30 protein-coding genes are annotated in these 25,782 nt (G+C 35.7%); 18 read left to right on the forward strand and 12 right to left on the reverse strand.

Annotation, left to right across the window (positions count from 1 at the left end; all coding sequences use genetic code 11):
• The first annotated feature begins 19 nt into the window (after positions 1-19).
• A complete protein-coding gene (tyrS, locus tag WCQ00_04055) occupies positions 20-1,225 on the forward strand; it encodes a tyrosine--tRNA ligase (protein MEI6042708.1) in 1,206 nt (401 codons plus the stop codon).
• A gap of 91 nt (positions 1,226-1,316) precedes the next feature.
• Here the strand turns inward: tyrS and WCQ00_04060 are convergent, their stop codons facing one another.
• Genes WCQ00_04060 through WCQ00_04070 form a run of 3 tightly spaced genes read right to left on the reverse strand, consistent with a single transcriptional unit; the run spans position 1,317 to position 3,607 of the window.
• Positions 1,317-2,639: a sugar transferase gene (locus WCQ00_04060; protein MEI6042709.1), complete on the reverse strand. Its 1,323-nt coding sequence runs from the start codon at positions 2,637-2,639 to the stop codon at positions 1,317-1,319.
• Positions 2,640-2,683: 44 nt separating this feature from the next.
• A complete protein-coding gene (locus WCQ00_04065) occupies positions 2,684-3,082 on the reverse strand; it encodes a hypothetical protein (GenBank protein MEI6042710.1) in 399 nt (132 codons plus the stop codon).
• 9 nt (positions 3,083-3,091) lie between these two features.
• Entirely contained in the window at positions 3,092-3,607 is a 516-nt protein-coding gene (locus WCQ00_04070; GenBank protein MEI6042711.1) for a dihydrofolate reductase family protein, read from the reverse strand.
• 35 nt (positions 3,608-3,642) lie between these two features.
• On the opposite strand from WCQ00_04070, the gene WCQ00_04075 reads away from it, so the two are divergent.
• Positions 3,643-4,167 (forward strand): cytidine/deoxycytidylate deaminase family protein, encoded by a 525-nt coding sequence (locus WCQ00_04075; GenBank protein ID MEI6042712.1) that lies wholly within the window; start codon positions 3,643-3,645, stop codon positions 4,165-4,167.
• 4 nt (positions 4,168-4,171) lie between these two features.
• Complete coding sequence (locus WCQ00_04080; protein MEI6042713.1) at positions 4,172-4,759, forward strand: AAA family ATPase; 588 nt, start codon at positions 4,172-4,174, stop codon at positions 4,757-4,759.
• A gap of 78 nt (positions 4,760-4,837) precedes the next feature.
• Here the strand turns inward: WCQ00_04080 and WCQ00_04085 are convergent, their stop codons facing one another.
• The gene (locus WCQ00_04085; protein ID MEI6042714.1) at positions 4,838-5,773 is read right to left on the reverse strand and encodes a thymidylate synthase; all 936 of its coding nucleotides are present in this window, start codon (positions 5,771-5,773) and stop codon (positions 4,838-4,840) included.
• Between the two features lie 122 nt (positions 5,774-5,895).
• Here WCQ00_04085 and WCQ00_04090 point away from each other — a divergent pair, with 122 nt between their 5' ends.
• From WCQ00_04090 to WCQ00_04130, 9 genes are all read left to right on the forward strand, one after another.
• Entirely contained in the window at positions 5,896-6,357 is a 462-nt protein-coding gene (locus tag WCQ00_04090) for a hypothetical protein (protein ID MEI6042715.1), read from the forward strand.
• A gap of 172 nt (positions 6,358-6,529) precedes the next feature.
• Positions 6,530-7,096: a hypothetical protein gene (locus WCQ00_04095; GenBank protein MEI6042716.1), complete on the forward strand. Its 567-nt coding sequence runs from the start codon at positions 6,530-6,532 to the stop codon at positions 7,094-7,096.
• Between the two features lie 148 nt (positions 7,097-7,244).
• Positions 7,245-8,543: a serine hydroxymethyltransferase gene (gene glyA, locus WCQ00_04100; protein MEI6042717.1), complete on the forward strand. Its 1,299-nt coding sequence runs from the start codon at positions 7,245-7,247 to the stop codon at positions 8,541-8,543.
• A gap of 62 nt (positions 8,544-8,605) precedes the next feature.
• Positions 8,606-9,037: a dUTP diphosphatase gene (gene dut, locus WCQ00_04105; GenBank protein MEI6042718.1), complete on the forward strand. Its 432-nt coding sequence runs from the start codon at positions 8,606-8,608 to the stop codon at positions 9,035-9,037.
• 54 nt (positions 9,038-9,091) lie between these two features.
• A complete protein-coding gene (gene tmk / locus WCQ00_04110) occupies positions 9,092-9,766 on the forward strand; it encodes a dTMP kinase (protein ID MEI6042719.1) in 675 nt (224 codons plus the stop codon).
• Positions 9,767-9,833: 67 nt separating this feature from the next.
• Positions 9,834-10,676 carry a glucose 1-dehydrogenase gene (locus tag WCQ00_04115; GenBank protein MEI6042720.1) on the forward strand — a complete coding sequence of 281 codons (843 nt, stop codon included), beginning with the start codon at positions 9,834-9,836 and terminating at the stop codon, positions 10,674-10,676.
• 25 nt (positions 10,677-10,701) lie between these two features.
• Positions 10,702-11,568, forward strand: a complete 867-nt coding sequence (locus WCQ00_04120) for a PD-(D/E)XK nuclease family protein (GenBank protein MEI6042721.1) — start codon at positions 10,702-10,704, stop codon at positions 11,566-11,568.
• 244 nt (positions 11,569-11,812) lie between these two features.
• A complete protein-coding gene (locus WCQ00_04125) occupies positions 11,813-12,145 on the forward strand; it encodes a hypothetical protein (protein ID MEI6042722.1) in 333 nt (110 codons plus the stop codon).
• A 78-nt stretch (positions 12,146-12,223) separates the two neighbouring features.
• Complete coding sequence (locus tag WCQ00_04130; GenBank protein ID MEI6042723.1) at positions 12,224-12,571, forward strand: hypothetical protein; 348 nt, start codon at positions 12,224-12,226, stop codon at positions 12,569-12,571.
• A 140-nt stretch (positions 12,572-12,711) separates the two neighbouring features.
• On the opposite strand, the gene WCQ00_04135 is transcribed toward WCQ00_04130, so the two are convergent.
• The 5 genes from WCQ00_04135 to WCQ00_04155 form a co-directional block, all read right to left on the reverse strand.
• A complete protein-coding gene (locus WCQ00_04135; GenBank protein MEI6042724.1) occupies positions 12,712-13,629 on the reverse strand; it encodes a hypothetical protein in 918 nt (305 codons plus the stop codon).
• Positions 13,574-14,992, reverse strand: coding sequence for a HAMP domain-containing sensor histidine kinase (locus WCQ00_04140; GenBank protein ID MEI6042725.1), 1,419 nt, complete (start codon positions 14,990-14,992; stop codon positions 13,574-13,576). Before WCQ00_04140 ends, WCQ00_04135 begins: the two co-directional genes overlap by 56 nt.
• Positions 14,993-15,337: 345 nt before the next feature.
• A complete protein-coding gene (locus WCQ00_04145) occupies positions 15,338-15,766 on the reverse strand; it encodes a hypothetical protein (GenBank protein MEI6042726.1) in 429 nt (142 codons plus the stop codon).
• An 89-nt stretch (positions 15,767-15,855) separates the two neighbouring features.
• A complete protein-coding gene (locus WCQ00_04150; protein ID MEI6042727.1) occupies positions 15,856-16,551 on the reverse strand; it encodes a nucleotidyl transferase AbiEii/AbiGii toxin family protein in 696 nt (231 codons plus the stop codon).
• Positions 16,552-16,598: 47 nt separating this feature from the next.
• The gene (locus WCQ00_04155) at positions 16,599-17,204 is read right to left on the reverse strand and encodes a hypothetical protein (protein ID MEI6042728.1); all 606 of its coding nucleotides are present in this window, start codon (positions 17,202-17,204) and stop codon (positions 16,599-16,601) included.
• A gap of 204 nt (positions 17,205-17,408) precedes the next feature.
• Between WCQ00_04155 and WCQ00_04160 the strand changes: the two genes are divergently transcribed.
• A complete protein-coding gene (locus tag WCQ00_04160; GenBank protein MEI6042729.1) occupies positions 17,409-17,870 on the forward strand; it encodes a DUF5652 family protein in 462 nt (153 codons plus the stop codon).
• 121 nt (positions 17,871-17,991) lie between these two features.
• Here WCQ00_04160 and WCQ00_04165 read toward each other — a convergent pair whose 3' ends face one another.
• From WCQ00_04165 to WCQ00_04175, 3 genes are read right to left on the reverse strand one after another with little or no spacing between them, the layout of a single operon-like run.
• Positions 17,992-18,579 (reverse strand): hypothetical protein, encoded by a 588-nt coding sequence (locus tag WCQ00_04165; protein ID MEI6042730.1) that lies wholly within the window; start codon positions 18,577-18,579, stop codon positions 17,992-17,994.
• A gap of 43 nt (positions 18,580-18,622) precedes the next feature.
• Positions 18,623-19,171 (reverse strand): hypothetical protein, encoded by a 549-nt coding sequence (locus tag WCQ00_04170; GenBank protein MEI6042731.1) that lies wholly within the window; start codon positions 19,169-19,171, stop codon positions 18,623-18,625.
• Position 19,172: 1 nt separating this feature from the next.
• Positions 19,173-19,322 (reverse strand): hypothetical protein, encoded by a 150-nt coding sequence (locus WCQ00_04175; protein ID MEI6042732.1) that lies wholly within the window; start codon positions 19,320-19,322, stop codon positions 19,173-19,175.
• A 63-nt stretch (positions 19,323-19,385) separates the two neighbouring features.
• Here WCQ00_04175 and WCQ00_04180 point away from each other — a divergent pair, with 63 nt between their 5' ends.
• From WCQ00_04180 to WCQ00_04200, 5 genes are all read left to right on the forward strand, one after another.
• Positions 19,386-20,153, forward strand: a complete 768-nt coding sequence (locus WCQ00_04180; protein ID MEI6042733.1) for an aquaporin — start codon at positions 19,386-19,388, stop codon at positions 20,151-20,153.
• 84 nt (positions 20,154-20,237) lie between these two features.
• The gene (locus WCQ00_04185; protein MEI6042734.1) at positions 20,238-20,816 is read left to right on the forward strand and encodes an NAD(P)H-dependent oxidoreductase; all 579 of its coding nucleotides are present in this window, start codon (positions 20,238-20,240) and stop codon (positions 20,814-20,816) included.
• A 66-nt stretch (positions 20,817-20,882) separates the two neighbouring features.
• Positions 20,883-21,437, forward strand: coding sequence for a DUF192 domain-containing protein (locus tag WCQ00_04190; protein MEI6042735.1), 555 nt, complete (start codon positions 20,883-20,885; stop codon positions 21,435-21,437).
• A 197-nt stretch (positions 21,438-21,634) separates the two neighbouring features.
• A complete protein-coding gene (locus tag WCQ00_04195) occupies positions 21,635-24,115 on the forward strand; it encodes an ATP cone domain-containing protein (protein MEI6042736.1) in 2,481 nt (826 codons plus the stop codon).
• A gap of 331 nt (positions 24,116-24,446) precedes the next feature.
• The coding region (locus WCQ00_04200) for a hypothetical protein (protein ID MEI6042737.1) at positions 24,447-25,782 on the forward strand (1,336 nt) is incomplete at its 3' end.

Genomic DNA, 25,782 nt, shown 5'->3' on the forward strand with positions numbered 1-25,782 from the left:
CCTGTATAATCCTACTATAATGAAAATCATTACCGATGAGCATAAAATTGACGATCTTCTATCAAGAAGTGTTGTCGAGGTATTACCTTTAAAAGACAACCTTAAGGCAAGTCTTATGAGTGGAAAGCAACTTAGGGTTTATATAGGAGCTGATCCAACAGGACAAGCGCTTCACTTGGGGCATGCAACAAACTTTATAGTGTTGGAGAAATATCGACAATTGGGACATAAGGCAATAATACTTGTTGGTGATTTTACAGCGAGAATTGGTGACCCGACGGACAAGACTGCAGCAAGAGTTCAACTTACAAGAGAGCAAGTAATTGAAAATGCTAAGTCATGGTTAAAACAATTGGCACCAATTATTGATATTACTAATAAGGAAAATCCTGTTGAGATTGTTTACAATCATGATTGGCTTGCAAAGATGAACTTTGAAGATGTTATTGATCTTGCTTCAAATTTCACTGTTCAACAAATGCTTGAGAGAGATATGTTTGAAAAGAGAATTGCAGAAAATAAACCAATTTATGTGCACGAGTTTTTCTATCCTCTAATGCAAGGTTATGACAGTGTTCATTTGGATGTTGATATTGAAATATGTGGAAATGATCAGAAGTTTAATGCACTTACCGGAAGAACATTGTTGAAGCGATATAAAAATAAGGAAAAATTTGTCTTTATTACAACTCTTCTTGAGAATCCAATTACAAAAGAAAAGATGATGTCAAAGAGTTTGGGAACTGGTGTGTTTTTGAATGCGACGCCAGCTGATATGTTTGGTAAGATAATGATGCAACCTGATGAAAACATTGTTCAACTATTTACCGATTGCACCCATTTTGAATTAGATGAAATTGCAAAGATTAAAAATCAATTGGAGGTAGGTGAAGGTAATCCACGGGACATAAAGGTTAAGCTTGGACATGAAATTGTTAGAATGTACCATGGAGAAAAAGAGGCTAATGAGGCGGTAGAATACTTTGTGAATACTTTTACAAAGAAAGAAATACCAACTGAAATGCCAGATTTTAAGCCTACAGATTATAACGTAGTGGCAGTTTTGATTGAGGCTGGGCTTGTGCCATCAAAGGGAGAAGCAAGAAGGGTTCTAGAGCAAGGGGGAATTAAGATAGATGGTGAGGTTGTGAGCGATGCTTCTTATACAGTACCTGTTGGTGTGGTTTTGCAAAAAGGAAAGATCCATTTTTTGAGAATTGTCTAAGTTAATTATACGATTATTAAACAGGCCCCGAGCTTTCCAGCTCGGGGCCTGTTTTGTTGGAGTTTTTTGCAGAATTATGCTGTTCTCCTGATTACTTCCCTGCAAAAGAAATCAAAACCTTCAGTGTTCTTAACGCAATTTTTATATCCAAAAGTATGGATCTGTTTTTGATGTAATACAAATCATATGAAAGCTTGTTTTGAGTCTCTATGTGATCAAGTCCGTGATGCGGATGATTCTCATGATATATCTGTGCCCATCCAGAAAGACCAGGTTTTACAATATGTCTTAGATTGTAATAGGGAATAGTTTCTGAGTATTTTGAAACAGCATCAGGAAATTCTGGTCTCGGTCCAATTAAAGATATTTCACCTTTAAGAACATTCCAAAGTTGAGGAAGCTCATCGATTCTACTCTTTCTTAGAAATGCTCCAACTCTAGTAATTTTATTCTTTGGTTTTTCTTCGCCTTCCGCCCATTGGCCTTCATCATTTGCAACGCTCATTGTTCTGAACTTTGCAACCTTAATCAGCTTGCCCTGTTGCCCAACTCTAGTTTGATAACTGAATATTACACCTCCATCATCCAATTTAATTGCAATCCAAACGAATGGGTAGAAAACAAGGGATGCTACACCAAAGAAGAGTGAAACTATAATATCTTGAATTCTTTTTGAAATATCAAAGATATGTTTTGGTACTGAAGAGATGTGTTCAAGACACCATGAATCATCAACAAGAGACATTGGAATTCTATCGAAAACATTTTCGTATAATTCTCTTATATCAATGAATTGAACACCTGAAAAAATTAATTTGTATAATGACGATGTAAGGGGGTGAACTGAAGTATCACCAAAATCCACTACAATTATACGAGGGTCTCTAACGTGACTCTTCAATAAATGTATTCCATATCTTGTGTTTTGATTTATCTCAAGCAATAGTTCCTCAATATCTTTACCATCTCTTGTTGTTAATAATTGTGCGTCTTCATGCTTCTTTGTCTCAAATAGAGATAAAGCACTCATTCTCCACATTGTTGTTAATACAAGTGCAATGACTAGATAAATTAATAGAAAGAACTTTGGTGTAATCGCAAAATAGGGGATGAAGTAAAAGAGAGCAACCGCAAGTACGGCGTTAACAATTTGTACATTAATTAAAGTTTGAGGAACTCTTTGTTTGAACAAGAGAGTATTTTTTTCATATAAGCCGGCTACATAATATATAAAAATCGATGCGGCAAATATGATGGAGAATGGTATAAGGTGAGACAGGAACAGTTCAGTTGAAGGCAGGCCTTGATATCTTAGAATCAAAGATAATGCCAGTGATATGAAAAGCGTTGCTAGGTCACCCAAAAATAACAAGAACGCCCTATTATTAGAGTCTTTTTTATTGATTGTAGCCATGATGTGGCTAGTATACACCAAAATATAAGAAGATAGAAACCTACTTATTTGTTTGCGATTTCTGATTTCAGAGCCCTAATCTCATCTCTTATATGCTTCAGTGTTATAATTTCCTCAGATACAATTTCTTCCGTTCTGTCCTCAACCTTCTTCTCATGTCTAAGTCCTGAAATAATAATTCTATCTCCAACAAAGATAGAAACCATAAGACCCATAAGTATAAGGGCAACAGTTGAAACAATAACTTGATTAGGTCCGTAGAAGAACCATCGCAAGGCATCAGTTCTTGTGGCTAACATGTCCGCAGTTTCCCAAACACCTCTCCAAAATAGAACAACAGCAACACCTCCAAAGAAAGAATACCAGAATGGGTGCTTTGCTAAGTATCCAATAGTGAAATCTTCTGTCCTTCCAAATAATCTAAAGAATTTTGTTTTGTTCATTGTTTTGAATTAATTATTAATAACTTTGTATTCTGATAAAATTGTCCCACTATCTGTTTTTTCTAAGTTCACTAATTCTAATTTAATATCTAGTGATTCTTTAAATATATTCATTCCTGTTCCAAATAAAACTGGTTCAATTGTTAAATATATTGTATCAACTAATCCGGATTTAATAAACATTGTATAGATTGTGCTTCCTCCACAAATTGCAACTTCAGTAAAACCTCGTGTTTCAAGACTTTTTATCAAATCAGCTGGAGATTCTTTTGTATATTCAACAACACCCTCTATGTTATTTTTTGAAGCATTGTCATCAGGAGAGTAAACAATGTGTAGTCGGTCCTTAAGCGGGGATGGAAATGTTTGATATGTGTTTAGGCCCATAACCATAACCTTTGCTCGCTTGGTTATTTCAACAAATCTTCTTTTGTCTTCCTTACTTGTCCAATCAGCGGCATGAGTACTATTTTTGGCAATGAAGCCATCAAGTGTTTCTGCTACTATAATAAAGGTTTTAATCATGTTGAAATGATATCATATTTAAGTATAATTGAACCATGACAAAATCAACAATCTCTGATGTGGAAGATACAGTGGCTCCAGTAGGGCGCCCTTCTTGGGATGATTACTTTGTAGAAATAATGAAAGCTGTTGGTAACAGAGGAACTTGTGATAGAGGGCGTTCTGGTTGCGTAATCGTCAAAGATAAAAGACTTATTTCTAGCGGTTATGTTGGATCACCCGCTGGATGTAAGCATTGTGATGAAGTAGGTCATGAAATGCATACGGTTAAAAAGGAAGATGGCACGGAATCTCGTCATTGCATTAGAACCTCACATGCTGAAGAAAATGCTATTGTTCAGGCAGCCAGAGTTGGTGCTGCAACAGAGGGTGCTACTTTGTATTGTAAAATGTCTCCATGCTATACATGTGCCAAGATGATTATAAATGCGGGAATAAAAAGAGTGGTAGCGTTGAATGATTATCACGCAGGAGGAAGAAGTAGAGAAATATTTGAAGAGGCGGGAGTTAAGTACGATTTATTAAATGATGTAGTTGAGGCGTACGCTGATACAAAATAAAAAAATGTCAAAAATTATAATAGGACTTGTTGGTCCAATGGCTAGTGGAAAGGATGTGGTAAAAAAATACCTAGAGGAAAAGCATAATGCAAAGAGCTGTAAATTCTCTACGATTATTAGAGATGTTCTAGATAGATTGGGTGTAGAAAAGAGTAGGGAAAATATGGTTAACATGTCTACATCGCTCAGAATTCTATTTGGAGAAGATTTGCTTGCCAGAGTAATTGCAAAAGACTCACTTGAGCACGATGCTCCTATTGTTGTTATTGATGGCGTTAGAAGAAATTCTGACATTGTTAATTTGATGGGACTTCCTAATTTCTTTTTGATTTCAATTGACGCGGATCCAGAAGTTAGATTTAAAAGAATGGTTCTAAGAAATGAAAACAAGGGCGATGCTGAAAAAACATTTGAGCATTTTATGGCTGATCATAAGTTGGAAACTGAAACACAAATTCCAGAAGTTATGTCTGAAGCAAAATTTAAAATAGATAACACGGAAGATACTTTTCCAGTTCTGTACGCTAAGATAGAAAAAGTCTTTGAGGAGATAAAAGCTGAAAGTGCTGCGCAACATATAACTATTGAGTAGATAAAAATGATAGGGAAAAAAATAACCTCCAATATTTAAGAATGGAGGTTATTTTTTTGTCTGATGACACAGGCTTTACTATACAGCAATCGGTGCTTTGATAGCATCGTGAGGTTCATATCCAACTAACTCAAAGTCTTCCATCGTAAAAGAAAATAAATCTTTAACCTCTGGGTTTATTTTCACTGTTGGTAGTGTTTTGAAATCTCTTGATAATTGCTCCTTAACTTGATCAAAGTGATTTGAATAAATATGCGTATCTCCACCTGTCCAAATAAATTCATGAGCCTTATATCCTGTTGCTTGTGCAACCATCATAAGTAATAGGGAATAGCTTGCGATGTTGAATGGTACTCCGAGAAAAGTATCGCAACTTCTTTGATATAGTTGAAGTGACATCTTTCCATTTAATACTTTAAATTGAAATAGACAGTGACAAGGCGGAAGACCAGCTTTTGCCATTTCATCAATGTCAGCTGGGTTCCAGGCAGAAACAATAAGTCTTCTTGAGTCTGGTGCTGATTTTATTTGCTCAATTAATTTTGCGAGTTGATCTATGTGAACCATGTTTCCATTTTCATCTCTTTTGTGATCAGGCCATGATCTCCATTGATATCCATAAACCGGTCCAAGGTCTCCATACTTTTTATTGAATTCCTCATCCGTCATTATTTTCTCTGTGAATTCTTTTAGACCTGATTTCCATTCTTCACTTCCTGTTGGTGGAACTGGTAGACCTTCTGCTTTTAAATACCATTTGAATGGCCATTCATCCCAGATGTGATTATTGTTTTCAAGTAATGTTTTTAATTTTGTATCACCTTTTATAAACCAAAGTAATTCACTTAGGATTAATTTGAATGGAACTTTTTTTGTTGTTAGTAATGGAAAACCATCTTCCAAATTGAATCTCATTTGATGTCCAAATATTGCGCGAGTACCCGTACCCGTTCTGTCTGTTGTGTCCTCACCAGTTTCCATAATTCTCGATAGCAGTTCATGGTATTGTTTCATACTCAAATTATATGTTTTTTTGAGGGTGGGGTAATCTTGACAGTGGTGGTATGTAGGGATATAGTTTTCTCGGACTAAGATAAGCCCTAAAACAGAACACAAACCAATTACTCCTAAATCAAATGACAGCGAATGATATTGCAAAGTTTCTTGGTATTTCAGATAACCGAGTTGAACAAGCTTTAATGGATAAGGTACTGGTCGAACCACGTACAATTAAACAGGCCAAGGAGGCATTCAATAGTTCTGCGAATGGTAGTGAAGCTGAACGACTAGTTGTTGAAAAATGGATCAGTCTCTGTACAACTTTCGAGCAAGCCTTTGAAGTGTATGATTATATTCTTTCTTGTCCTACAGATATCAGATGTCTTAACGTGGATAGTATAATTCGCTTTTGTACAATATCCAATCATTTTGAGATGATATTCATGAGGACCAGTACAGGTAGTGTAACGGAGCGACTTGTGATGGAGAGATGGCTAGCTTTTTGCACCACAAAAGAGCAAGTTGCTGAATCGTACAAGGTTGCAGTTCTTGATAGCGAAGCTGAGAGGCTAACGTTGCGCAGGATGGCCGAGCTTTAAAGCTCTTCAAAAGACCTCCGTGAGATTGACCTTCAACAGTCCTTCTCGCGAAGGTCTTTCTTATTTTTATAATTGAATTTATTCTTGCGACTGCATTGGTATTGACAGCACTATAGTGTGTGGTATGTTTTTAGTGAAGTTCTTTTGATACAACCCTCAACCCCTAACGACAATGAAAAGACTGGGAAATTTACATTTCAACATCGCGACAATCAGCACTGAAAACTTCTTTATACCACTTGTTGAGTTTGATCTATCTCACAAGTCTTGCGAAGGATGCTTCTTTGCTTGTTGTGAGACCAAGCACTTATTGACCGATGACGATGGAGTCACTCCTTTTGCGGATATGATGATTCGTGCCGCATCCATCAAGGTTAAGAGGAAGCACAATCTTCTTTTTGCAACAGGTTTGACTGAAGAGCAGGTGAGTTCGAACCCGAGAATTCAAATCACTGGCGAAGAACGATTGGCACTTTTGACAGCCGAGAGACGTGCGTTTGCAGATCCAAATCTCGGATGGAGTTTGTTCCTTGAAGAGGGTCAAAAAACCCTCAGGTATCTCCATGATAAATACGGTTTAAATTGGATGGATTTTCTTCGGAGAATTATCATTGATGATGGCCGTAGATGTGCATTCAGCCTTTTCCGTGAAGGCGATGGATCGTGGACTTGGGGAATCTGCCCGCTTGATTGCAAGAGGGGAACAGACTCACCAGCTCTTGCTTTTGCAACGTTCTGATGAGCGGTACAGACTGCACAGTTGATTAAAAACTAAGTGACAATATAATAGGCCCCGCACGCGAAGCGTGCGGGGCCGTTTTCTTTACTACTTTTTGTGGGGTCAGGCACCATGGTGCCTGACCCCACATTTTGATACAATTAGAAATATGAAAGACATCCAAATCGAGAAGCTTATTCAGGCTGAAAAAATAAGACAGAAAAAAGTTATAAATTTAATTGCCTCAGAAAATATCGTTTCCAAAGATGTACTGGAAGCACTTGGATCAGAGTTAACAAATAAGTATGCAGAGGGATATCCTGGAAAAAGATATTACGGAGGAAATGAAGTGGTAGATAAAATTGAGCTTTTGGCGCAAGAGAGAGCTTTAAAACTTTTTGGATTAAATAAAGAAGAATGGAGTGTTAATGTTCAACCATTGTCAGGCTCTCCTGCAAACTTGGCGGTGTATCTCGCGCTAGTTCCTGCTGGTGCAAAAATTATGGGTATGTCACTTTCACATGGCGGACACTTAACTCATGGACATAAAGTTTCAGCAACCGGAAAGTTTTGGAAACAAGTTCCATACGGAGTTGATGAAGAAACAGAAGTAATAAATTATGAGGCAATAAAAAATATCGCAACACAAGAAATGCCGGAGATTATTGTTTGTGGATTTACAGCGTATCCAAGAACTGTAGATTTCAAAAAGTTTAGAGAAATAACTGACGCATCATCGAAGCTTAGAAAAAAACTAGGCCTATCTGAAACAATTTTAATGTGCGATATGTCTCACTTTGCAGGGCTTGTTGCAGGCAAGCAATATCCATCGCCTTTTGAATATGCAGACGTTGTTACAACTACAGTTCATAAAACATTACGCGGTCCAAGAAGCGCAATGATCTTTTCAAGAAATGATAAAATCGTGAAAGGAAAAGATACTATCGTTGGAGGAAATAAAAATGGGGTAGGAGGAAAAATCGTAAAAGGAAAAGATCAAACTTTTGGAGAATTAATAGACAAAGCCGTTTTTCCAGGTCTTCAGGGTGGTCCTCATATGAATCAAATTGCCGCTGTTGCAGTAGCATTGAAAGAAGCTGGGACTCCAGAGTTTAAAAAGTATGCATTACAAGTTAAGAAGAATGCAAAAGTGCTTGCGGATGAACTACAAAAACTTGGCTGGCATGTAATCTCTGGTGGAACTGATAGTCATTTAGTTTTGATCGATGTTTGGATGCAGGGAATTAAAAATGAACTTGGTGCCGGTGCAATTACTGGGGCCGATACAAGTGATAAGCTGGAGAAGGCTGGAATTATCGTAAATAAAAATACCATTCCAAAGGAAGGAAGAAGTGCTTTTGATCCATCGGGAATAAGGCTGGGGTCTGCTGCTGAGACAACAAGGGGAAAGGTTGAGAAAGATTTTGTAAACATCGCAAAGAAGATTGATAAGGTTTTGCGTAGCTAATATTGGCGCTAGTTTGAATAGTTAAATTATATAAAATAATTGATGTCTAATCATAGAATAATATGCAAATAAAAATAAAAAAACTTACACCAGATGCTATCACACCAAATTATGCCCATCACGATGATGCCGGCTTGGATTTATTCGCTATTGAAGAAATGTTAATTGAAGTAGGCCAGATAGTTCAGTTTTCAACTGGAATCGCAATGGAAGTTCCAGAGGGTTATGTAGGATTGATTTGGGACAAGAGTGGATTATCGCATAATCATGGTTTGAAAACCCTAGGAGGAGTCCTAGATTCAAGTTATAGAGGAGAAATAAAGATTGGAATAATTAATCTAGGTAAGGAGAGTTATACAGTAGGAAAGGGTCATAAAATAGCTCAGATGATTATTCAACAGAAGGTAACGGCAGAAATCGTAGAGGTTAGCGATTTAGATAATAATGAAAAAAGTGAAAGAAGGGAAGGAGGACTTGGATCCACAGGAAAATAAGTTTTGGGGTCAGGCACCATGGTGCCTGACCCCAAAAATGCTACAATAAATAATATGACAATACCAAATGACATGATGACATCGGGAGAAAACACATCGATTAAAAAAAGAGGAAAATTCATTGTCATTGAAGGTGGGGAAGGAGCTGGAAAAAGCTCGCAATTAAAAAGCATAAAAGAAATTTATGGAGATAAGGTAATTGTAACAAGAGAACCTGGGGGAACTCCTTTTGCTGAAGAGATAAGACATTTGATGTTGAAGTCCGAACATGCAGGACAGGCCGATGCAAAAACACAATTTGCATTAATATGGGCAGCAAGAGCAGATCACTTAAAAAATAAAATTATTCCAGCCCTTGAAAGTGGAATAAATGTAATTTCTGATAGATTCGATTCGTCAACTTATGCATATCAAATCTATGGACAAGATGGAGAAGAATTGGAAGATCTATTTTGGAAAATAAGAGATTTCTATTTAGGAGATATAAAGCCAGATATTTATATGTATTTGGATGTAACCGCAGAAGAAGGATTAAGAAGAAAAAGCTTCCAAGGAATAGACGAGAATAATCATTTTGATAATAGAAAAACAGATTTTCATAATAAGGTGCGTGAAGCTTATATGAGTTTTATTAAGAAAGTACCAAGTATGGTTATAGATGCAAATCCATCAAAGGATGAGGTTAGGAAGAAGTTGGTTGAAAGTATCGATAAAATTTTGGGTGAATAAAGCTGAGAGAGGCTGTGGTAATAACTAATTTAAAAACCTGCACCTTTTATGATAGAATGTAAGTCATATGACAAGATTACAAAATAAAGTTGCATTCATAACTGGTGCAGCAGGTGGAATTGGAAAGGCAATTGCAGAGAAGTTTATTTCAGAAGGGGCAACCGTTGTTATCTCTGATGTTAACGATGAGCGAGGTGAGGCAACAGCCAAAGAATTGGGAGAGAAATGCTCATACATGCATTTGGATGTTACAAATGAAGTTGAATGGCAGAAGTCACTGCAGGCAGTTTTTGATAAATTTAAAAGTCTAAATATTTTAATAAACAATGCTGGAATTTTAGGATTAGAAAATCCAGCTTGGGGACCACAGGATCCTGAGAACGCATCACTTGAAAGTTGGAGAATGGTTCATCAAATAAATAGTGATTCAGTATTCCTGGGTTGCAAATATGCAATAAAATACATGAAGCAAAATGGCGTAAATGCCGTTGGAAAACCATTAGGAGGAAATATAGTAAACATGTCTTCACGTTCAGGAATTGTTGGAGTACCAACAACAGCTGCATATGCATCAAGCAAGGCGTCAGTTAGAAATCATACAAAGTCCGTTGCATTATATTGTGCTGGAGAATGTTATAACATTAGATGTAATTCAATTCACCCTGCAGCAATTCTAACTCATATGTGGGATATAATGTTAGGAGCTGGGCCTGAAAAAGATGCAAACATGAAGAAACTTTGTCACGATATTCCACTTGGTAGAATGGGAACACCTGAGGATGTAGCAAATGTTGCATTGTTTTTGGCATCAGATGAATCATCGTTTATGACAGGAGAAGAAGTTGTAATTGATGGAGGAATATTAGCAGGTACAGCAACGTCACCTGGGGACATGACTGAAAAGAAATAATCTAAAGTAATAAAAAGAAAATAATATGGCCGACAAATATTCTGCAGTTTGGGTTTCGCACTCGTCTATGGGGGACTTTATAAAATGTCCTCGTCTTTATTATTTGCACAATGTTTATAAGAATCCAAAAACGGGGAAGAAGATAAATCTTGTTAATCCTGCGTTATCACTTGGCTCTGCGGTTCATGAGGTAGTTGAGGGGTTGGCTGAATATCCATCGGAAAAAAGATTTGAAAATCCAGAAGAGTTACTTGTAAGATTTGATAAAGTTTGGGAAAAATTCAAAGGAAAAAAAGGAGGATTCAAAACAGAGGAGGAAGAAGTAGTGGCCAAAGCTCGAGGAGAAGCGATGATTAGAAGGGTAATGGAGAACCCGGGTCCACTGAAAGAAAAGATTGTTAAGCTAAAAGATTCAGCTGGTGGAATGCTTCCAAACTTTTTCCTATCTGAGGCTGATAATATAATTTTATGTGGAAAGATTGACTGGCTGGGCTATAAACCAGAAGATGATAGTATTCATATTCTCGATTTTAAAACAGGTAAGCATGAAGAAAATAGTGATTCTCTTCAACTTCCAATTTATCAATTACTATTGAATAAATTACAAAAGCGTAAAGTAACAGGTGCATCTTATTGGTATTTGGATTCTGATAATGAGCCAAAGGAAATTGCTTTACCTAATCTAACGGAGTCATACGATAGAGTTTATAAAGTTGCAAAGGCAGTTGCTGATGCTCGTGCGCTTGCTCAAAGGGAAGGACCAGACAAAGCTTTTGTTTGCCCAAGAGGAGAAGCGGGGTGCTTTGGTTGTATACCATTTGAGAAGATATTGAAAGGCGAGGCCGAGTTTCTTGGAAATGGGGAATGGGGGCAGGAGATATATTTGATCTAGGTATATATTAGCTGACCAGTCACCGGGCCGTTTATCGCTTGCTTTACAACCACATTTTTTTGTGGTATTTTACTCGTAAATATAAAGCTCTTTGTCACTCAGACTTTGTTTTGTAAAATCACATGGTAAAGCCATAGGTCGTCTATAAATTGAATTCAGAAGTGATCTCAGAATCATCCTGCTAGCACAAACGCTAGCGTGTGTGATTGTGAATCTAACTGAATTCAAAAATAGAACAAACAAAATGGAAATTCAAGCATTGTGTAAGGTAGGTCTGTATGTATTGATGGGGTGCTATCTTGTAGTGGCATTTTTTTGCAGCGCCATGGTCGGTATGTCCATTCTCGATCGAAGTAATTCAAAAAAAGTTGGATATGCGGTTGGTCTTTTGTCCCTCGGTTTTGTTACCGGAGTGGGGTTTTCGTTTCATACCAGCGCTCATGCAATGCTCATTGATTCAACATTAACTTCGGTCATTTTTGGAATCGTCTGTATCCTTGGGGTACTTGTTGCATGTGGCGCAAGTAGTTGGAGCAATTCTTCTGCTAAAGAGTATGATGATAAGTCCAAAAAGTGATTCTATGATTACACTGTAGGTAAGCGCATGCGTACGCAATTGTGAATCTGACTAAATTTAACTCTAGAAATAAAACAAATGAATATCATGGATATGTTTGCTTTGGTGTGTAGATGGATTGTGTTGTTTTGTTCATCGGCATTTGTATTGGCATTTTCTTGCCTTGCCGCCTTTGGGTACTACAAACACAAAATTGAACCCAATCGCCTTGCTCTTGCTATGATTTACACGGTGTTTCTTATTTCAGCGATAGCTGTCTACTACACGGGACATTTTGTGGGACTAGGTACAATGAAGATTGTGTGTGAGTTGGTAATTCTATCTTTCATTGGGGTATTTGTAGGACTGCCTTCTGAAAAAATCTTTTTTAATCAGGAGAAGCAGAAGATGGAGGTTAAGAAGAAATTTGGAATCAAATCAGACTGATACTCGCTGGTTTATTTCCAGCAGACCGTATGGTTGAATCGAGCTCCTAATAAGTAGACATTAGTTGTCACTTTAAGGAGCGCGGTTCGCCTGCGGTTTTTTTACTATTTAAAATATGATAGTTCGAGGAATGGCTGAAACTATTCTGAAAGAATCTCACAATATTTTTCCATACCAAGAATAATTTTGTAGGAAATGTTGTGCCAATGTTTTACAATTAAAATTATAGAACTATCACCATCTAGAGTTTCTATTTTTATAGCTTCATTATCTGTTTGAGTATTTTTATACTTACTTAGCACCGCGTCAATTTCGATTAACTTTTCTTTGCAATACAAAAGAGACTTTTCTGCAATTTTTAATTTCACAATATCACTGAGCTCCAAGGGTTTGCCTTGCCAAGAATATAGAATGGTAGGGAGGGTTGTTCTATTATTTTTTATGTCCTCCGATAGGTCCTTAAGATCATCTGAAGTTTGTCTTATTGAACAAAAACAGAAACAACATTTTATAATGTCTCTGGTATGACTTTTCTGATTAGATACAGCCGAAGATAGAGCGCGGGCTAGAACAAAAGGTATAATGTAGGGAATAGATCTAATGCCTTGTATCTTATTATATGAAATTGATTGCGGGTCATTTGCACATTGTAAATACTGCCTGTTTACGGAATTATTAAGTTTTTCTAAGAATACAGATTCCTTGGATTGCTTACTCAGTTCATCAAAAATAATTTTATACTCAAGTAACATTGAAAGAAAAATATTTAAATCTTTTGCATCACTTTCTTCATCTGCAATGGAGTCTATTGCATTGTAGGAGATTAGACCAAGGGTATATAATTTAACAAGCTTCTTGTTCTGTCCTTTTGGAATTTCAAGAGACGCCAGATATTGTTTAAATATATCTAGATCTTTAGCAAGCCAGAGGTTTAGGTCGGGGACGTGGCAGGCGGTAGTTGCCTTTATCTGTAGAAGTTCTCTTTGTTTTGTATTTTTACTATTACACTGGTATGACGACCGTAAATATTGAGCCTTTTTGTAATTTACTTTTAACACTAATTTTACCTTTGAAATATTTTTCTAGAATGTGTTTTGTTGCAGACAGTCCTATTCCACAACCATGTTCTTGTTTTGTAGTATAAAATGGTTCAAATATTTTATCCAATATGTCTTTTTTAATACCTTGACCATTATCAATTACTCTAATATAAATATTATCAGACTGCAGTTTAATTAGAATCACTACTTTTTTGTTTTCATTTACCCGAATAGGGGTTGTTTCATTATTATATAAAACATGAGAGTCTATTCCATTTGAAACCAGATTCATTATTATGTGGGAGAAGAGAGTCTGTGATCCATATATTTTTAAATCAAAATTTCCTTTTGATAATATAATTTTTACGTTATTTTTCATTCCCTTCGATTTCAATATTGCCACCACAGAGCGCATTTCTTCGGTAATACTGAACGTTGTATAAACACTATCGAGTTTAATATGTTTTCTGGACTGCTCCATTAGTGTCTCCATCTTTTTAATCGATGGTATTAAAAAGTTCACCGTTTCCTTTGCCTCCTCCATATTGTGCATTTGTAGATTTAGAGCTATTCCAGTTAGTGGGCTCATGATGTCATGAAATAACCCAGAAGATATTCTTCCAAATTCTACCATTCTATACATAGAATTTATCTTATCTATTTGAAGAGCCTTAATTTCTTCTGTCCTCTCTTTTACTTTTAATTCTAAATTATCTTTTTCAAATTGTAATTTTGCTTCCGCTTTTCTTGATCTGTTTAAAGCTTTTTCAAGCTGGCTATTGCTCAACCATGAAAAAAATGCTGCAAATATCAACAATAGGGAATATTCAATAACATCAATTTCATTAAAAAAACTATCTTTCCAGCTGTAGTCTATTTCTAGTAGTTGATTTGACTCTATGTAGTTGAATACCCATAAGTGCGCCGATAGTAGTATTGCTGATATTAATCCCGCCTTGGAATTTATTAATATTCCTGATATCAAAACTGTGATAAATAACGCTATTAACACAGTTGGTAAATCAGCACCCCATTGTGAGGATCCATAAAATATACAGGAGTATATAAGTGCTAATATTATGGAGCTACTAACTAAAATAAAATTCTTCTTAGATAACCAAAAAGCGACAGACGTGATTATTATGAAGAGTGCCAGTGTAATTATAGATACACCTGTATATAATGAAGATTTTCTATATTGAGAGTATAAGGATAAGAATAATAATAAAAAGAAAAAAGTTATCATTACTAAACATAAAATATTTAGTATAAACTTTTTTCTTTTTAAATCTTCACAGATTGTGCTATCAAGGAATAATGTATTTTTTATAGAATTATAAAAACTTCTAATTTTTTGAGATATATTATTCAGATTTAACATGGTCTATAAACTTAATTCCAAGGATACAATATATCTTCTTGTCTGACTTTGGCAGTATTCATATATTACTTTATTATCGATTATAATCAATGCGTCAGATATTATCTGTGAATGTATTTACTTATGGATCCAAATTCTTAGATTGTACAATTACCTCATGACAAGTAGGTTGTACAACCCAATATTTGAACCTATGAACTAGAATACAAAGAATACGAAACATTGGGGATACTCGACAGTATCCCGTTAATCATCATAATCAATAGACATGAGTTTTCTATAAAGATTTCCTAAAGAAAAACGAAAGAAAAAATGTAGTTTTATATAAAATAAGACCTAATATGATTACTTTGCATTCAGTATCTTTTCGTCATTCTCTTTTGACGATGGGAACGATTTATCTATAAAAAATCTACTATAGCCATTTTCATTGATCTCATCTACATATTTCTTTTCAAATTCATAAATTGGAGCACCAAGATAATCACCGTTCTTTTCCAGAAGTTCTAACACTTCCTCCTTCGAATAGTTATTATAGAAATCTCGTTTACCTAACTCATGCGTAAGGCCTTCAAACAGCTGTTGGTCATCGTATAAGTTTAGATCATCAAGGATTTTATCATAATAATCTTCATTTAAATGTAAAGATCCTGGATCTGATTCACACAGATTCTTTTCAAAATCAAATTCTTTTGCAAATTGCAAAAGGTATTCCTCCATTTTATCAATATCATCAACGTCTTTCTTGTATTTTTCATCGACAAAATCAGACATGGGGCCAAATATAAATGAGCTTGTTTCTAAAGCTTTTATGATTATCTCGTATTGTTTTTTGGATATATTTATTTTCATATGTTAATATTTTATTTCTCATTATTGTGCATTATTTTCAATAAAAAGATTGTATCGCTCTTTAATTTAGCGCGTACTGAATTTTTCTGTGGGTCGGACAGTAGTTCACCTAGACCATCCAATATATGCTTATTATCCATTGATTCCAGCATACCAATACACTTTTCTAATGCTTGCTTATAGGTTAAACCAGACCTCTCAACTACAATTTTTTTATTTATAGGCCAATTATTTTTAGCAAAGTATCGAACATCAAAAATATCTCTACTTGTTTTCCCAATTCTCTCAATCATCGCCATTAATTTATGTGCAAACATGTCTTCTTGTACCATTACAAGCATGGAAATACCAAGTAAGGTTTTCATTTCATATTTAGATCCGAATTGTCTCCTGTTTACCTCGATCTTAATATTTTGAGATTTTTTGTCATAGGAGATAACATTTTTTAAATTTGCCTTTTGTATGTAAGAATCCGTAATAACCCCATAATTGCTTGCAATTTTATTTATTTTTTCAAAAACCTCATTTTCTTTTGATTTATCTAATAGATCAAGATCTAAATCAACAGAGTCTCTAGGAAGATCATAAAACATCATAGCAGCAGTACCACCCTTGAACCCTAAATAGGGGGCTATAGAAGTATCAGAATAAATATCCTTCAGAATCTGTAGTAATATATTTTTATGTTTTAGGTAGTCTAATGTCATACGTTTAGTGTAAATTATACTATATACTATTTGTTAATCTGATTATTCTATTTATTCAATCGACTATTTTGATAATTCTTGAAGTATTCCGCAACTTTCTTTTCTAACCTTTTATTATGATAAATTGGTAAAATTTCAAAAACCTTATCCCAATTTAAGTTTGATAAATTATCAAAGTGATAATCCTTACTAATATATATACGATCCAAAAATGCTCGCTCCCGTGTTGCCATTGCATATCCTCCTTTATGCTCAATTCCTGTTGTATTACTCAAGACATAGTCTTTCATTCTTATAAAAGTGATTTTTTGCTCTCCAATACTAATTTCACGATTTATATATGTAGCAACAAAAATATTTCCGTAGTATTGAAAATTGACACCCTCTCTTGTTAAAACAGTTTCAAAGCTGATGTAGGATGGGGTATTGATTCTGGTTGCTAATTCAAAAGAATCATAGTTTTTATCTTTAGCATATAAACCTCGACGTACTTTAACTAACTTTCCAATCTTTGTGTATTTATTTAATCTGTTGCTGATTATTGATTCATTTTCTTCGCCCCACATCAAAGCCGCGTCCTTTATAGAAAAGATCGTCTTATCTGACCTCAATAAAGTCTCTAAATATCCACCTTTTGTAGGTTTTTTGTCCATATTGTGACTGGAATGCACTTTAAACGCATATTCCAGTCATAATACTATCATATTCTCATAAAATAGCAATTGTATTGTACTAAGTAATCTGAATAAACGTATCGTAAAGTAATATTATTAGTCACCCAAATAAGTATAGATAATACTCGAAAATCTGTCCCTCCGCCGTTGACTTCATTCAAATCGTGCTATAATTAACCCGTTATGATGTACAACAATATATACGAAACAGGACGTCACATGGGTAACTATGGATATGGTGCATTTCCATATAGTCCAGCTGTGTTCTGGGGATTATCAATTTTAGGTCTTATTGTCGCAGTTTGGTTTTTAATTTCACTCGTTCTTAAAGGCTACGCACTGTGGAATGCAGCTAAGAGAAATGAGAAGTGGTGGTTTATCGCACTTCTTGTTGTAAACACAATGGGAATTCTTGAACTTATTTATTTAATATTTGTAGTAAAGATTCCACTTTGTAAAAGATTTGGAGGACATCAATGTTGCGGTAGACATTGCCATTGCGGAGAATGTGATACATGCAAATCTGAAGGAAAAGTAATCTGTGCTCTTAGAGATAAAGATTCAGAAGACATGGATATAATGGAAGAAGAAGCATCTCCAGAGAATAAAGAAAATACAAAGAAAGAAGCAGAAGAAGTTTTCTAGTATTTCAGTATCGGCCGATATTATAATCGCTTAATATAAAACAAAAACGTCATTTTTCATGACGTTTTTTGTTTTGCCTTTTCTAATTCTCCTGATTCCTAATTCCGGTATCTCACTAGACCTACTCGATACAACAATTAATCGCTCTTCTAACCAAATCGCCAAGCTTCGCAGTTAGGCCTTCTTTCTTTTCGTTCTTATCATCTTTGGTGATTTGACCCTCATCGATTTTCTTTATGTCAGCTGTTGAAATCATTTTCATATTCAAACCCCAGAATAGGGAATAAAGCTCATATGATTTATTGAACATATTATATGCATCTTCTTTATGTCCTTGGCTCAATTGTTTTGTTCCAACTTCCATAAGTCTGTAACTTGCTGCCATTAAGTGTTTTGAAATACACCATACTTCACCCTCGTAATCTTTGATAATTCTTTTAAGAAGCTCCTTGCGCATTTCTCTTACGGTATCAATTAAATCATAATATTCATTCTTGCCAGTTTTTGCACCAGTGAAGAAGAAGTGCTCCTCAATACTAACAAGGTTCATGATAGCGATAGATAAATCTTGGTCCGATGAAAGATCCATTTTATCTTGCTTCTTCATTGAATCTACTTTATCGATAAACTCTTCTAATTTCTTTACATCAAAGCCCCCAGTTTTTACAGCTGTTGTTGTGTCGTTGCTTGTGTGTGTTGTTTCATTCATATATGTATATATTACCACCCAGTGGGCGATTTTGCTAAATCGATTATTTTGTTAAGAAAAAGAAGACAAGACTTAGAATTACTAGTAAGGCGTTTGGCATAACTACTTTTTCAAAAGGGAAATGCGCGCGCCCTTTATTCTTAGCCTTAATATGCGCATACCATTCTACACTTGTCCAGAACGCAAATGTTCCAACTAGTATTCCAAGCGTTAATTTATCTACTGAAAATGCGGAATCTACGCCAAATGTTTTAAGGGCGCCAAGCTTATTTCCAATTATTCCCATGCCCCAAAGTGGAAATATGATTAGAAGATAATAGGCAAGAATTGTAATTTCATTTCTGAATTTAAAATGAATTTTCTTTTTATCAAACCAATTGATGTTCCAGAATGACATAGATAGAGTTAAGGCTCCAATCCATAATCCAGTTACCGTATCATCTATTCCAAGCCATCTAGAGAAACCAACGCCTGATGCAACGGCAATTGTACAAAGTGGACATACGGCCAGTGCTACTTTATGACTAAGTACTGAAATAGTTCCAATTCCTAGTATTGCAATTTTAAATGGGTTTGTTTTATGGTCTGTCATTTTATTTATTTATTACCTTATCAATTTGAAAACCATTTTCATACCCCCCTCCAACCTTAGACTTATCTATTCTATCTAGAGAAATAGATAGAATAGCAATAATTATCGATAATAAAAATAACAGGCTTGATGTAATCAGTTTCTTACTCATGTTTGCATATTATAGTCTTTTTAAGCATTTGTGTCATCTTTGCAATATGATATAATTCCTGGCATGAATACAAATAAAATTTCATATAATAAATATGTAGCCGAAATTATCGGCGCTTTAATATTGGTAATGGTTGTGGCTTTATCAGGTGCGGGATTATCAGCAATAATATTCGTAGGTCTTGCGTATGCTTTTGTTGTGTATCTTTTTGGAGATATCAGTGGAGCTCATGCTAACCCAGCATTTACAATTGCTGCTTTAACAATGAAGAAAATCAAGTGGCAAGATGCTATTCTTTACATTTGTGCACAATTAATCGGTGCTGGTCTTGGTCTTATAATACTTAAAAATATTGGTTTTACTTTCATGGACATTAAGTCAATAGAAAGTCTTACACTTAGCAAATTGTTTTTCGCAGAAGTAATTGGATCAGCTGTCTTTGCAATGGCTTTTGCTGCATCACTTCATGGTAAGACTACAAAGAGTAATAACGGACTTATCCTAGGATTTGGTCTATTCTTTGGTCTATTATTTGCAAACATTATTACACAAGGAGTTGGTATTCTTAACCCAGCTATTGCAATTGGTGTAAGTGTATTAAATTGGGCAACAATTCTTGGTCCTATTGCTGGAGCTTTGATTGGAGCTTGGTTGTACAGATTTACTGTTCTTGGAAACCTATGTGGATGTAATTCAACTTGCGATAGTTCATGTTTCTGTGGATTCTGTCACAGAGGTTCAAAGAACAATGTTGAAGAGCCTGTAGTTATCGAGTCTGTAGTATTTGTTGATTCAGCAGATCTAGAGAATCTAGACAGATCTTCAAACTAGGTATAGCTACACTTATCTATATTCAGGTAATAAATGAATATTGGATAAATTATAAATTCGGGTAATCGTGCAAATATAATCGATATGAAAACCTTAATAATCACCGCTCACCCAAGCTCAAAGGGTTTCACACATAGAATCGCTGAGGCATATAAAGCTGGTGCAGAAAGCGTGGGTGTTACTGTTGAAATATTGGATTTGTACAAGGAATCTCCAAGACAAGATTTCTTTAGTTTTGAAAACATAAGAGATGTGCGAGTTGATCTTATCAGAGATTCTTATCAGGCTAAGATAACAGAATCAGATAATATTGTTTTTATTCACCCGCTTTGGTGGGGAGCAATGCCTGCTATTCTTAAAAATTTTATCGATATTAACATATCAGCCGGTTTTGCCTTCAGATATATTAAAGGAAGACCTGTTGGATTGCTTAAGGGTAAAACTGCAAATGTTTATATCACCTGCGATGGTTCAAAATGGCTTTACAGATTTTTGGGAATGCCATTTAGAACTACATGGTCTGTGATTACTTTGTTTGTTTGTGGCCTAAAGGTTAGAAAGATAAAGTTACTTGATAAGAAGTTTAAGAAGACGGAAGATCAGCTTGTTAAGTTTCTGGAGGGGGTTAAGAGGGACGGGGCTAGTTTGGCGGCAGGGAAGTAAATTTAAAATACCCGCATGAAGCTTATTCCAAATAGCTTCATGCGGGTATTTTTTTAAAACAAAACAATGAGATCATTTATACTACTGGAACAACCACAAGACACAAGAAAAAACCGACTTATCATTGGTGGTTTCATAGTCTTTGTCTCTATAATTTCCTATGTCACTTACTACGGTGCATTATATGGAATGAGCAAGCTGAATCTGGGAGATAATAACATTGCCTACGTTGATGATTCTGTATTCTTTAAGACTGTAAAGGTTAAATGTGGCAAGAGCCAGTTTACAACCTACATTACACACAGTGACTCCGATAGAGAAAAGGGCTTAAGTGTCTTTTCTAAAATAAAAGATGAGGAGGCTATGATCTTTACTTTTGATACTCCAAAAAAATATTCCTTCTGGATGAAAGGTATGAAATTCCCAATAGACATTATATGGCTTGATGAAAATGGAAAGATTGTTGACATCGCAAAATCTGTACAGGTCAACTCATATCCAAACATGATTACACCAAGTGAAGATTCTCTCTATGTTTTGGAAATAAATGCAGGACTTGCCGATAAATCGAAAATAAATATTGGCGATGTCTGCACCTTTGATTCTGCTCGACTGAAATAGTCCCTAAAAATGGGCTGATACTGACCTTGACTTTGGTTTTTCTTTACATTAAGAAAAACTTGTTTTCGGCTCGTATTTTTTAGAGTTATACACTGTTTTTTTAGAAAAAAAGTTATAAAATGTATACTACTCGTTCACCAAAACGAATGAGAAAGGTATGAAGAGAGTTAGTTATTAGAAGATAATTATTGTAATTTATGGCAGCATCAAAGAAGAAAGTATTGAAAAAGGTTTCAGCAAAGACATCGTCAAAAGTAGTTAAGAAAGTAACTAGCACTAAAAACGTGTCAAAAAAAGTAGTAGCAAAGGCGGTTCCTGAAAATAAAATCGTTAACATCGTTCCAATTGAAAATACACAAAAAATAGATAAGACCGAGAAGGTTGAAAAGAAGGTCTATTTAGTAAAACGTATTATCAAGAGAAGTGGGGAAGTTGTTGCTTTTGACTTTGATAGAATTGTTAGCGCTATTCATAAATCAATGCTTGCTGTTGGTGAGGGTTCTGAAGAAGAAGCTTCTTTGGTTGCTAATAAAGTTTATGCCGATCTCGTTCGTGTTTCTAAAAAATATAAGAATTTCATTCCAGATGTTGAGGGAATACAAGATACTGTTGAGAATGAATTAATTTCAAGTGATTATCCAAAGGCTGCAAAGTCATACATTTTATATCGCGCAGAAAGATCAAAGCAAAGAGAAAAAAATATAGACGTACCAGCTCATGTAAGAGCGCTTGCTGAAGAAAGTAAAAAGGCTTTTAGAAATCCACTAGGTGAATTCGTTTACTATAGAACTTACTCAAGATGGGTAGAGGAGGAGTCACGTCGTGAGACTTGGACTGAAACTGTAGAAAGATTCATGTCTTTTATGAAAGAGAATATGGGAGAGAAAGTTACAGAAAAAGAATATGAAGAAGTTCATCATGCAATCTTCAATCAAGAGGCTATGCCTTCAATGAGACTCTTGCAATTTTCAGGTCCTGCAGCCAGAAGAAATCACGCATCAGTTTATAACTGTTCATTTACTGCACCTCAAACATATCAAGACTTTGCAGAAATTATGTTCTTGTCTATGTCAGGAGCTGGAGTTGGAGTTTCAGTTGAGAGTTATGCTGCGCAATCACTTCCACAAATTCAATATCAAAAGAAAGCAAAGCCAGTTGATTATGTAGTTGAGGATACTCGTGAGGGATGGTCAGATTCATTATCGTTTGGAATGGAAAAGTGGTTCCAAGGACAAGATGTTAATTTTGATTATTCAAAGTTACGTCCAGCCGGTGCTCGTCTTAAGACAACTGGAGGAAAGAGTTCAGGTGCTGATCCACTTGTTCAAATTCATAAATTCACAAGAAATAAAATACTATCAAGACAAGGCCAGCACTTAACAAACCTAGATGTCCACGATGTTATTTGTATGATCGGAATGGGTGTTGTTTCAGGAGGGGTTAGAAGAACAGCTCTTATTTCTGTGTTCGATCAAAATGATGATTCTATAAGAACATGTAAGTCAGGACAATTCTGGAATACAGAACCTCAAAGATCATTGGCTAATAACTCAGCGGCTTACAATCAAAAGCCAACTAATCAAGAGTTCCTAGAAGGATGGCTAGACCTTGTTAAGAGTGGATCAGGAGAGCCTGGAATATTCAACAGAGGCTCACTTAGAAAGACAATGCCAGAATCTCGTGCAAAACTTTCAGAAGGATGGTGGGATAAATTTGGAACAAATCCATGTGGAGAAATCATTCTAAGACCAAAACAATTCTGTAACTTGTCAGAGGTTGTGGCGCGTCATGAAGATACAGAAAAAGATTTGATGAGAAAAATTAGAATCGCTACAATTATTGGAACATATCAATCAACATTCTCAGATTTTATTTATCTTTCTCCAGAGTGGAAGAAGAACTGTGATGAAGAAAGACTTTTGGGAGTTTCAATTACAGGTATGTGGGATTGTCCAGTTGTTAGAAATCCACAAGTTCTAAGAAATCTAAGAGAGGAGACTGTAAGAGTAAATAAGATTTATGCAAAAAGATTTGGTATAAATTCTTCAGCTGCAATCACTTGTGTAAAGCCGTCAGGTAACTTGTCACAAACTGTAGATTGTTCATCAGGAATGCATGCAAGACATTCAGAGTATTACATTAGACGCGTTAGAATTTCTGCAACAGATTCACTATTTAAAATGATGAAGGATCAAGGTATCCCGTATCATCCAGAAGTTGGACAGACCGCAGAGAATGCAACAACTTATGTTATTGATTTTCCTGTAAAGGCTCCTGCTGATTCTAAGTTTAAGGATGATCTTAATGCAATTGATCAATTGGAATTTTGGAAAATGGTTAAGTTAAATTACACACATCACAATCCTTCAGTAACTATTTCTGTTGGCGATGATGAATGGATTCCTGTTGCTGAATGGGTATACAAGAACTGGGAAATTGTTGGAGGTCTTTCATTCCTACCAAAGTCAAATCACGTATATCAATTAGCACCTTATGAGACATGTACTGAGGAGGTTTACAAAGATTTACTTGGCAAGTTTAAGGATCTTGATTTCTCAAAGATTGTTATTTACGAGAAAATGGACGAGACAGACCTTAAGGCGGAGGCAGCATGTGCAGGAGGTGGATGTGAAGTAGAGACTATTCCTACAGCGAGTGGAACTACTGTTAAGGCATAGGTGATTCTGATTCGTTAGAATCTGAATCACGGGGAAACCGTTAAATAAAAAATAAACCCTTCGCATCGCGAAGGGTTTATTTTTTGTAGGTTTCTCCGTTGGATAATAGAGGAAGAGAAACTACGTACTCTGGCCCTGCTACCAAGGCTGCTCTTATCAAGTTCCAGAAGGCAAACAAGGTTCCTGCTACAGGGTTCTTTGGGAAGATGACGAGGGGGGGTGGTGAGTAGATAGCTTTGTATAATTGAAAGTGTAAATTTAAAAAACTCTCAGACATAAATCTGAGAGTTTTTGCTTTCTCATTAATACTTTTGTGATATAATATTAGCATATGATGAAGAAAATAAACTTGAAGTACACAATACTTACTATTCTATTGTTGGTATTTGTACTTGGTGGGGTTGGGAAGGTGGCGGAAGCGAGGATTTGGTGGACCCAAGGTGGTGGTCAAAATTGGACCAAGATTGTTACATCCGCTGATGGAACAAAATTGTATGCGTATCTTGGTTCTGGAAGTAATGAATATATTTATACTTCAACATCAAGTGGTATGACTTGGTCACCTGTGACTTCTCTTGGTATGAATAAATGGATAGGTATAGCTATGTCTTCAGATGGTACAAAAGTTGTTGCTGCTGGAAATACATCAAGCTATATTTACACTTCAACATCAAGTGGGGTAACTTGGGCAACGAGCACTTCAGCAATTGGGGCAAAAGACTGGAATTGTGTCGGCATGTCTAAAAGCGGCTCGAATATAATTGCGATAAATAATGCTGGAGCATTCAATAATGTTGCTTATGTTTCAACGACAACGGGTAATAGATGGGCAAGCTCTTCCTTGACTGGTGTCAATCATTACTCGTGTGCTGTTTCATCAGACGGCCTGGGTTTTTTTGTAACATTAATGAATACTGATTTTTCTAATACTTTGTTGTCATACTCTACATTTGCAAATATAAGTTATTCAAATAATGTACTTACGGGTGGAACTTGGTCAACTGATTTGACTGGTATTGGAGGTAAAATATATATAACAAAAGGCTCTGTGTTGTATGGTTCTGCTAACAACGGATTAACGTGGTCAACCTCAACAATTAGTTCTGTTACCGACTACAATACTCTATCTGGTTCGTTGGATGGAATTCATCTATATGCAGCTGGTATCAATGGTTTGTATTCTTCACATGATGGAGGGGTTAATTGGATACTGGATTCCTGGTTTAACCAATCTCAAAATATGGGATCAACCAGGGTTTCTGTTGTAACTTCAGATGACGGTTCTAAGGTGTATTCAGGTCTGTCTGTGGGTAGTATGTCTTTAGCTTTACCAGTTTTGTCCTCTCCAGGTACATTAATCTCTACGTCCTCCACCTCAATTAGCTGGACCACTGACGAAACATCAACCTCTACAATCTCATACGGACTTGCTGCAAATGTATATACTGGAATTCTACATTATGACCCAGTTATGTATGATAATTTTGGAACAACAACTCATTCATTTAACGTAACCAATCTTCTTCCTTGTACAACATATAATTATATGTACAGCGCAACCGATAAATTCTGGAACACTTCCTCCTCCCCCAACTACTCTTTCAAAACATCAGGCTGTATAGCAAACACCACATACATTCAATCAACCTCAACTGCAATCAGCAACC

Source organism: bacterium, assembly GCA_037127815.1.
Lineage (GTDB): Bacteria > Patescibacteriota > Minisyncoccia > Phycocordibacterales > CAIZLB01 > CAIJKW01.

Excerpts from the sequence above, each read along its gene's own strand:
- glyA (MEI6042717.1), top strand. The coding sequence starts at position 7,245 with ATGAAAGACATCCAAATCGAGAAGCTTATTCAGGCTGAAAAAATAAGA.
- tmk (MEI6042719.1), top strand. The coding sequence starts at position 9,092 with ATGACAATACCAAATGACATGATGACATCGGGAGAAAACACATCGATT.
- WCQ00_04125 (MEI6042722.1), top strand. The coding sequence starts at position 11,813 with ATGGAAATTCAAGCATTGTGTAAGGTAGGTCTGTATGTATTGATGGGG.
- WCQ00_04145 (MEI6042726.1), bottom strand. The coding sequence starts at position 15,766 with ATGTCTGATTTTGTCGATGAAAAATACAAGAAAGACGTTGATGATATT.
- WCQ00_04115 (MEI6042720.1), top strand. The coding sequence starts at position 9,834 with ATGACAAGATTACAAAATAAAGTTGCATTCATAACTGGTGCAGCAGGT.
- WCQ00_04130 (MEI6042723.1), top strand. The coding sequence starts at position 12,224 with ATGAATATCATGGATATGTTTGCTTTGGTGTGTAGATGGATTGTGTTG.
- tyrS (MEI6042708.1), top strand. The coding sequence starts at position 20 with ATGAAAATCATTACCGATGAGCATAAAATTGACGATCTTCTATCAAGA.
- WCQ00_04140 (MEI6042725.1), bottom strand. The coding sequence starts at position 14,992 with ATGTTAAATCTGAATAATATATCTCAAAAAATTAGAAGTTTTTATAAT.
- WCQ00_04080 (MEI6042713.1), top strand. The coding sequence starts at position 4,172 with ATGTCAAAAATTATAATAGGACTTGTTGGTCCAATGGCTAGTGGAAAG.
- WCQ00_04155 (MEI6042728.1), bottom strand. The coding sequence starts at position 17,204 with ATGGACAAAAAACCTACAAAAGGTGGATATTTAGAGACTTTATTGAGG.
- WCQ00_04195 (MEI6042736.1), top strand. The coding sequence starts at position 21,635 with ATGGCAGCATCAAAGAAGAAAGTATTGAAAAAGGTTTCAGCAAAGACA.
- WCQ00_04060 (MEI6042709.1), bottom strand. The coding sequence starts at position 2,639 with ATGGCTACAATCAATAAAAAAGACTCTAATAATAGGGCGTTCTTGTTA.
- WCQ00_04170 (MEI6042731.1), bottom strand. The coding sequence starts at position 19,171 with ATGACAGACCATAAAACAAACCCATTTAAAATTGCAATACTAGGAATT.
- WCQ00_04190 (MEI6042735.1), top strand. The coding sequence starts at position 20,883 with ATGAGATCATTTATACTACTGGAACAACCACAAGACACAAGAAAAAAC.
- WCQ00_04090 (MEI6042715.1), top strand. The coding sequence starts at position 5,896 with ATGACAGCGAATGATATTGCAAAGTTTCTTGGTATTTCAGATAACCGA.
- WCQ00_04075 (MEI6042712.1), top strand. The coding sequence starts at position 3,643 with ATGACAAAATCAACAATCTCTGATGTGGAAGATACAGTGGCTCCAGTA.
- WCQ00_04065 (MEI6042710.1), bottom strand. The coding sequence starts at position 3,082 with ATGAACAAAACAAAATTCTTTAGATTATTTGGAAGGACAGAAGATTTC.
- dut (MEI6042718.1), top strand. The coding sequence starts at position 8,606 with ATGCAAATAAAAATAAAAAAACTTACACCAGATGCTATCACACCAAAT.
- WCQ00_04180 (MEI6042733.1), top strand. The coding sequence starts at position 19,386 with ATGAATACAAATAAAATTTCATATAATAAATATGTAGCCGAAATTATC.
- WCQ00_04070 (MEI6042711.1), bottom strand. The coding sequence starts at position 3,607 with ATGATTAAAACCTTTATTATAGTAGCAGAAACACTTGATGGCTTCATT.
- WCQ00_04165 (MEI6042730.1), bottom strand. The coding sequence starts at position 18,579 with ATGAATGAAACAACACACACAAGCAACGACACAACAACAGCTGTAAAA.
- WCQ00_04120 (MEI6042721.1), top strand. The coding sequence starts at position 10,702 with ATGGCCGACAAATATTCTGCAGTTTGGGTTTCGCACTCGTCTATGGGG.
- WCQ00_04150 (MEI6042727.1), bottom strand. The coding sequence starts at position 16,551 with ATGACATTAGACTACCTAAAACATAAAAATATATTACTACAGATTCTG.
- WCQ00_04160 (MEI6042729.1), top strand. The coding sequence starts at position 17,409 with ATGATGTACAACAATATATACGAAACAGGACGTCACATGGGTAACTAT.
- WCQ00_04095 (MEI6042716.1), top strand. The coding sequence starts at position 6,530 with ATGAAAAGACTGGGAAATTTACATTTCAACATCGCGACAATCAGCACT.
- WCQ00_04185 (MEI6042734.1), top strand. The coding sequence starts at position 20,238 with ATGAAAACCTTAATAATCACCGCTCACCCAAGCTCAAAGGGTTTCACA.
- WCQ00_04175 (MEI6042732.1), bottom strand. The coding sequence starts at position 19,322 with ATGAGTAAGAAACTGATTACATCAAGCCTGTTATTTTTATTATCGATA.
- WCQ00_04085 (MEI6042714.1), bottom strand. The coding sequence starts at position 5,773 with ATGAAACAATACCATGAACTGCTATCGAGAATTATGGAAACTGGTGAG.